This window comes from Pseudomonas sp. HD6422 (genome assembly GCF_025377065.1).
In the GTDB taxonomy this organism is placed as follows: domain Bacteria; phylum Pseudomonadota; class Gammaproteobacteria; order Pseudomonadales; family Pseudomonadaceae; genus Aquipseudomonas; species Aquipseudomonas putida_U.
The window spans coordinates 128,646-134,975 of record NZ_JAHWIW010000014.1 but is presented as its reverse complement, the minus strand read 5'-3'; the positions used below and the strand labels follow the sequence as shown (position 1 = coordinate 134,975).

4 protein-coding genes and 1 pseudogene are annotated in these 6,330 nt (G+C 63.5%); 2 read left to right on the top strand and 3 right to left on the bottom strand.

The annotated features are described in order from the left end of the window. The first annotated feature begins 269 nt into the window (after nucleotides 1–269). On the top strand, nucleotides 270–1,283 hold the full coding sequence (locus KY379_RS12705) for an extracellular solute-binding protein (RefSeq protein WP_133324634.1): 1,014 nt from the start codon (nucleotides 270–272) through the stop codon (nucleotides 1,281–1,283). Then, the gene (locus KY379_RS12700) at nucleotides 1,283–2,848 is read left to right on the top strand and encodes an ABC transporter permease (RefSeq protein WP_133324636.1); all 1,566 of its coding nucleotides are present in this window, start codon (nucleotides 1,283–1,285) and stop codon (nucleotides 2,846–2,848) included. Before KY379_RS12705 ends, KY379_RS12700 begins: the two co-directional genes overlap by 1 nt. A gap of 29 nt (nucleotides 2,849–2,877) precedes the next feature. Here KY379_RS12700 and KY379_RS27395 read toward each other — a convergent pair whose 3' ends face one another. From KY379_RS27395 to KY379_RS12690, 3 genes and pseudogenes are all read right to left on the bottom strand, one after another. Further along, nucleotides 2,878–3,582, bottom strand: coding sequence for a methyl-accepting chemotaxis protein (locus KY379_RS27395; RefSeq protein ID WP_397466174.1), 705 nt, complete (start codon nucleotides 3,580–3,582; stop codon nucleotides 2,878–2,880). A gap of 201 nt (nucleotides 3,583–3,783) precedes the next feature. Further along, nucleotides 3,784–3,996: pseudogene (locus tag KY379_RS27390) on the bottom strand (methyl-accepting chemotaxis protein); the annotation flags it as partial. Nucleotides 3,997–5,007: 1,011 nt separating this feature from the next. Beyond that, a complete protein-coding gene (locus KY379_RS12690) occupies nucleotides 5,008–6,300 on the bottom strand; it encodes an adenylosuccinate synthase (RefSeq protein WP_133324640.1) in 1,293 nt (430 codons plus the stop codon). Between the last annotated feature and the right edge of the window lie 30 nt (nucleotides 6,301–6,330).

Here is a 6,330-nt window from a genome sequence, read left to right as displayed (position 1 = left end):
CGGAATTGGTAGACGCGCTGGTTTCAGGTATCAGTGACTTAACGGTCGTGGAAGTTCGAGTCTTCTCCTGGGCACCATATAAAAACCCACTAGCTTGCTAGTGGGTTTTTTCTTGCCTGCGATTTTTGCATCGCCCTCGCCTACCGGCATTGCGCCGACGACTGGCCCGTCAAAAAGCCCTCATGAATTTCTCGTCACCCGGCCACTTGAGAACCGATTTCGTTTACCATTGTTGCCAAATATGTAGCCGTAAGCGAGGAAGTACCCGCATGACGATCCGCCCGCAACCGCTGATGCGCACCCTGGCCGCTGCTGTTCTGAGCCTGGTGATCGGCGCTCCGGCCGCCATGGCAGACGAGCCTGTCACGCTGACCATGTACAACGGCCAGCACAAGGAGATCGGCGAAGCCATCGCCAAGGCCTACGAGGCCAAGACCGGCATCCATATCAATATCCGCAAGGGCAGCAGCAATCAGCTGGCCAGCCAGATCATCGAGGAAGGCGATCGCTCGCCGGCCGACATCATCTACACCGAAGAATCGCCCCCCTTGAACAATCTCGGCGAATTGGGCCTGCTGGCCAAGATCGACGACGCCACGCTGAACATGCTGCCCAAGGAGTACGTCGGCGCCAATGGCACCTGGATGGGCGTTACCGCGCGCACCCGCGTGGTGGTGTTCAACCCCAAGAAGGTCGACGAAAAAGATCTGCCGACCACCGTGATGGACTTCGCCAGCCCTGAATGGGATGGCCGTGTCGGCTACGTGCCGACCAGCGGCGCGTTCCAGGAGCAGGCGGTGGCCATCCTCAAGATGCACGGCCGCGAAGCCACCGAAGAATGGCTGACCGGCCTGAAAGCCTTCGGCAAGACCTACACCAACAATATGGTCGCACTGAAGGCCGTGGAAAAAGGTGAAGTCGACGCGGTACTGGTCAACAACTACTACTGGTACGCCTTGGAGCGCGAGCGCGGCAAGCTCGACTCCAAACTGTACTACCTGGCCGATGGCGATGCCGGCAACCTGGTGACCATCTCCGGTGCCGGCGCGGTCAAAGCCAGCAAGCATCCCAAGGAAGCCCAGGCCCTGCTCAACTGGATGGCCAGCGAAGAAGGTCAGCGAGTGATCACTCAGACCACCGCCGAGTATCCACTGCACAAGGGCATGGTTTCCGATCGTGGCCTGAAGCCGTTCGAAGACCTGCGCCCACCGAAGATCTCGCCGGCGGACCTGGGCAATGCCGAGGAAGCGATCGAGCTTGAACGTGAGGTCGGCCTGCTCTGATGACCGCCGCCCTGTCCGAGCCGGTGCTGGCACGCTTCGTGCCGCGCCGCAAGCGCCCCTCCATCTGGGTGGTGCTGCCTGTGCTGTTCCTGGTGGCAATGAGCTTGCTACCGCTGCTGTACGTCGCCATGAAAGCCTGGGAAGCCGGCTGGCGCGAAGCCCTGCACCTGCTCTGGCGCCCATTCGTCTGGGGGCTGATGCGCAACACCCTGATGTTGATGGTCGGGGTGACGCTGACCTGCATGGTGGTTGGCCTGGCCCTGGCCTGGTTGCTCGAACGCAGCAACCTGCCCGGTCGCCGACTGTGGGGCGTGGTGCTGTGCTTGCCATTCGCCGTGCCGTCGTTCGTCAGCAGTTTCACCTGGGTGTCGCTGAGCTCGGACTTCGAAGGCCTGGGCGGGGCGATCATGGTCATGGCGCTGTCCAAGTACCCCCTGGTGTTCCTACCGGTCGCGGCCACCTTGCGCAACCTCGACACCTCGGTCGAGGAATCGGCACGCACCTTGGGCTGCAACCGCTGGGGCGTGTTCTACAAGATCACCCTGCCGCTGCTGTGGCCCTCGATTCTGGGCGGGGCACTGCTGATCGCCCTGCATATGCTGGTCGAGTTCGGCGCGCTGTCGATCCTTGGCCTGCAGACTTTCACCACGGCGATCTACCAGCAGTTCGAATTGGAGTTCAGCAACGCCAACGCTGCGATGCTTTCGGCAGTGCTGTTGGTGTTGTGCCTGTTGATGCTGTGGCTGGAGTTGCGCGTGCGCGGCAAAGCCCGCCATGTGCGGATCGGCCAGGGCGTAGCACGGCGAGGTCAACCGGTACGCCTGCGTGGCTGGATGCCGCTGGCACAGGTGTTCTGTCTCGGTCTGGCGATCCTCGGTAGCGGGATTCCGCTGGCGATGCTCGGCTATTGGTTGAGCGTGGGGTCGTCGGCAGCGTTTCCGGTGGCGGCCATCAGCAAGGCGCTGCTGACGTCGTTGTCGGTGTCGCTCGGGGGCGCCGGATTCTGCGTGCTGTTGGCGCTGCCGGTAAGCTTCCTGGTGGTGCGCTACAAGGGTCGCCTGGCGATCTGGGCAGAACGCTTGCCGTATCTGCTTCATGCCTTGCCCGGCCTGGTGATCGCCCTGACCCTGGTGGTGTTCTCGCTGCACTACGTACCAGCGCTTTACCAGACCACCGCGCTGTTGCTGCTGGCCTACGCCCTGCTCTTCCTGCCACTGGCTCAGGCACCGGTACGCACGGCACTGAACAAGGCATCGCCGACCCTCGAAGAGGCGGCACGCACCCTGGGTGCCAGCAGCTTCGCGGCATTCTGCCGGGTAACCCTGCCGATCATCTTCCCAGCCCTGGCGGCCGCTTTCGCTCTGGTGTTCCTCGACGCCATGAAGGAACTGACCGCCACCCTGCTGCTCAGTCCGACCGGCATGACCACCCTGGCCACGGAAGTCTGGGCACATACCGCCAACGTCGAGTTCGCCGCGGCAGCGCCCTACGCCGCACTGCTGATCGTGGTCTCGGGCCTGCCGGTATACCTGCTGACCACACGGATGTACCTGAACAAGGCGTAGCCCCTTCATGGCAGCTACGCCGCCCCCCCTCAGGCCCTGAACTGCCCCAGGCTGGCCCGCAACTGCGCAGCCAGCCCGTCGAGCACCTTGCTGCTGGCAGTGGTCTGCATCACCACCTCGGCGGACCGTTCAGCCTGGGCATGGATGTTCTCCACTCGCCCGCGAACCGCCTGAGCCCCCTGTGCCTGCTGCTCGGCCGCCCGCGTGGCCAGGCCGATCGCCGCGTGCACCTGCTCTACGGCTGCCTGCACCGATTGCTGACGGCGCTCGCTATCACGCAGCACCACCAATCCTTCGCTGGCCCTGGCACCGGCCTCACTGATGGTCGCGACCGCTTCCTTGGCGCCCTGCTGCAGTGCCGAGATATGCGCCTGGATGTCGCCTGTGGAACGCTGAGTCTTGCTCGCCAAGGCACGCACCTCATCCGCCACCACGGCAAACCCCCGCCCGCTCTCACCCGCACGCGCCGCTTCGATGGCGGCGTTCAACGCCAACAGGTTGGTCTGCTCGGCGATGCCATGGATGACGGTCAGCACCACCTCGATCTGTTCGCTTTGCCGGGCCAGTCGTTCGATGACCTGGGAACCACTCTCGACCTGGCCGGCGAGGCTGTCGATCAGCCCTGCCAACTGCGTCGAGGTGCGGCTGTTCTCATCCGTCGCCTGGCGAATGTCGACCACTTGGCGCAAGGCTGCCTGCATGGCCTGGCTTTCGGCCTGAGCCTCGTCGGCCATGTGCGACAGATCGCGCAGACTGGCCGCAACTTCGTCGCGCTGTAGCGCGGCAGCGGCGTCGGCACCCGCAGTGCGCTGGGCCATGGTGCCGATCTCGACACCGGTGCGCTGCGCCACCTCGCCGGCCTCGCGGACGATAGGTTGCAGCTTGTCGACAAAGCGGTTGACCGCCGAGGCCATGTCGCCAATCTCATCGCGGCTATCGAGGGGCACACGGCGAGTCAGATCCCCTTCGCCAGCGGCCAGGTCGTCGAGCGCAGCGATCAGCAGGCGCAGCTTGCTGAGCACCCGCCGCCCCAGCACTACAGCCACCACCAGCAATACGCCAAGACCCACCAGCGCCAACCCCAGACCAATGCGCCAGCGCAGCGTTTCGGCAGCTTCGCGCACGGCTTGCGCGGTATTGGCCTGCATGGCCACAGCGCTGCCCTGGGCGGTGGCCAGACGTTCGCGCAGGGCTTTGCCACTGTCGGCCGCTGCAGCGCCCAGGCTGTCCCCCACCAGTTGCTCGCTACTGCCGATCAGCGTGGCGAAGCGCTGGTCCAGCGCGTTGAGCTGTTGCTCGACCGCGACGGTGGATACGCCCATCAGGACCTTGCCGATCTGCGCCCCATTCGGGCTGATCGAAGCCTCGACGTAGTAGACGGAAGGGTCGCGACGAGCGGCATCGAGCACCTTGTCCAGCGCCCGCTCACCCTGCCCCTTCTCCATCAGGGCCTGGTTGATCGGATTCTGCCGGTTCAGATAGCGGGTCAGATGCTGCCCTTCGGCATCGTCATAGATCACGAACAGCACGTTGGGATTACGCTGCGCTCGGCGGGCGAACTCCGACAGGGTCGGTACATCGTTGTCCCAAATGGCCCGCGGCGCGACCGACGCCAGCAGTTCGGCCATGTCGTTGGCCGAATCCTTCAGGCTGCTCTCCAGCGTCACCCGAAGTTGCTGCTGCTCGTCCTGCAGGCGAGCCGACAGCCCAGCACTGAGGCGCTGGCGGGTGCTGCTGGAGAGACTGTCCAGGCCAGAGCGCACATCCTGCCCGGCTTGTTCGAGCTCGCCGGCCAACTTCTGGCTGTCAGCCCCCAAACGTTCGCCCAGATCGGCCTCCAGGGCGGTAACGGTGCTCCGGGTCAGTACCACGGCAACCAGCACCTGCACCAAAAGGGCGATACCAAGCGCTACAAACACGGGCCGCAACAGGCGGCTTCGTAACAGTGAAAAGATGGCAGACACGGTGTAACCCTCGTGTTTTCTGGCGCCACTATTTTGATGGCATCTACGAAGGCATTGTTGGAGCAAGAGGTGTGCCGGGGTCGACAGGGAAATCGGCCAAGTTCAAGCAATAGCTTCCGAGCGCGCGAAGCCAGCACTTACAAAAACGCCGCGGCCCTTTTCAGGACCGCGGCGTCAGACCTGCCCGGAGGCGGATCAGGCGAACGGATGACGCAGCACGATGGTCTCGTTGCGGTCCGGGCCGGTGGAGATGATGTCGATCGGAGCGCCAATCAGTTGCTCGATGCGGGTGATATAGGCACGCGCATTGGCTGGCAGCTCTTCCAGGGTCTTGGCACCCAAGGTCGACTCGCTCCAGCCCGGCAGCTCTTCGTACACCGGCTGCAGGCCGATGTAGCTGTCGGCGTCGGTCGGTGCTTCGATCACTTCACCATTTTCATCCTTGTAACCTACGCAGATGTTGATGGTTTCCAGGCCGTCCAGTACGTCCAGCTTGGTCAGGCAGATGCCCGAGATGCTGTTGACGTCGATGGCCCGACGCAGGATCACGGCATCGAACCAGCCGCAGCGACGGGCACGACCGGTGGTGGAACCGAACTCGTGACCACGCTTGGCCAAGGTGGCGCCGGTATCATCGAACAGCTCGGTCGGGAACGGGCCGGAACCCACGCGAGTGGTGTAGGCCTTGGTGATACCGAGGATGTAGTCGAGGTACATCGGACCAACGCCGGAGCCGGTGGAGATACCGCCAGCGGTGGTGTTGGAGCTGGTGACGTACGGATAGGTGCCGTGGTCGATGTCCAGCAGCGAACCCTGGGCACCTTCGAACATGATGTCCTTGCCGGCGCGACGCAGGTTGTGCAGCTCGGCGGTGACGTCGAGCATCATCGGCTTGAGCTGCTCGGCATAGGCCATGCACTCGTCCAGAGTCTGCTGGAAGTCGATGGCCGGCTCTTTGTAGTAGTTCACCAACTGGAAGTTGTGGTAGTCCAGCAACTCACCGAGCTTGGCAGCGAAACGTTCACGGTGGAACAGATCGCCGACACGCAGGCCGCGACGCGCAACCTTGTCTTCGTAGGCAGGACCGATGCCGCGACCGGTGGTGCCGATCTTGGCTTCGCCACGGGCTTTTTCGCGCGCCTGGTCCAGGGCAACGTGGTAGGACAGGATCAGCGGCGCAGCCGGGCTGATGCGCAGGCGCTCGCGCACGGGCACGCCCTTCTCTTCCAGCTTGGTGATTTCACGCATCAGCGCATCGGGGGCAACGACCACGCCGTTGCCGATCAGGCACTGTACGCCTTCACGCAGGATGCCGGATGGAATCAGGTGCAGAACGGTCTTTTCACCGTTGATCACCAGGGTGTGGCCCGCGTTGTGGCCACCCTGATAGCGCACTACGGCGGCAGCATGTTCGGTCAGCAGATCGACGATCTTGCCTTTGCCCTCATCACCCCACTGGGTGCCCAGGACGACGACATTCTTACCCATTACATTGGTCCTCATTCACGCAAACTTGGT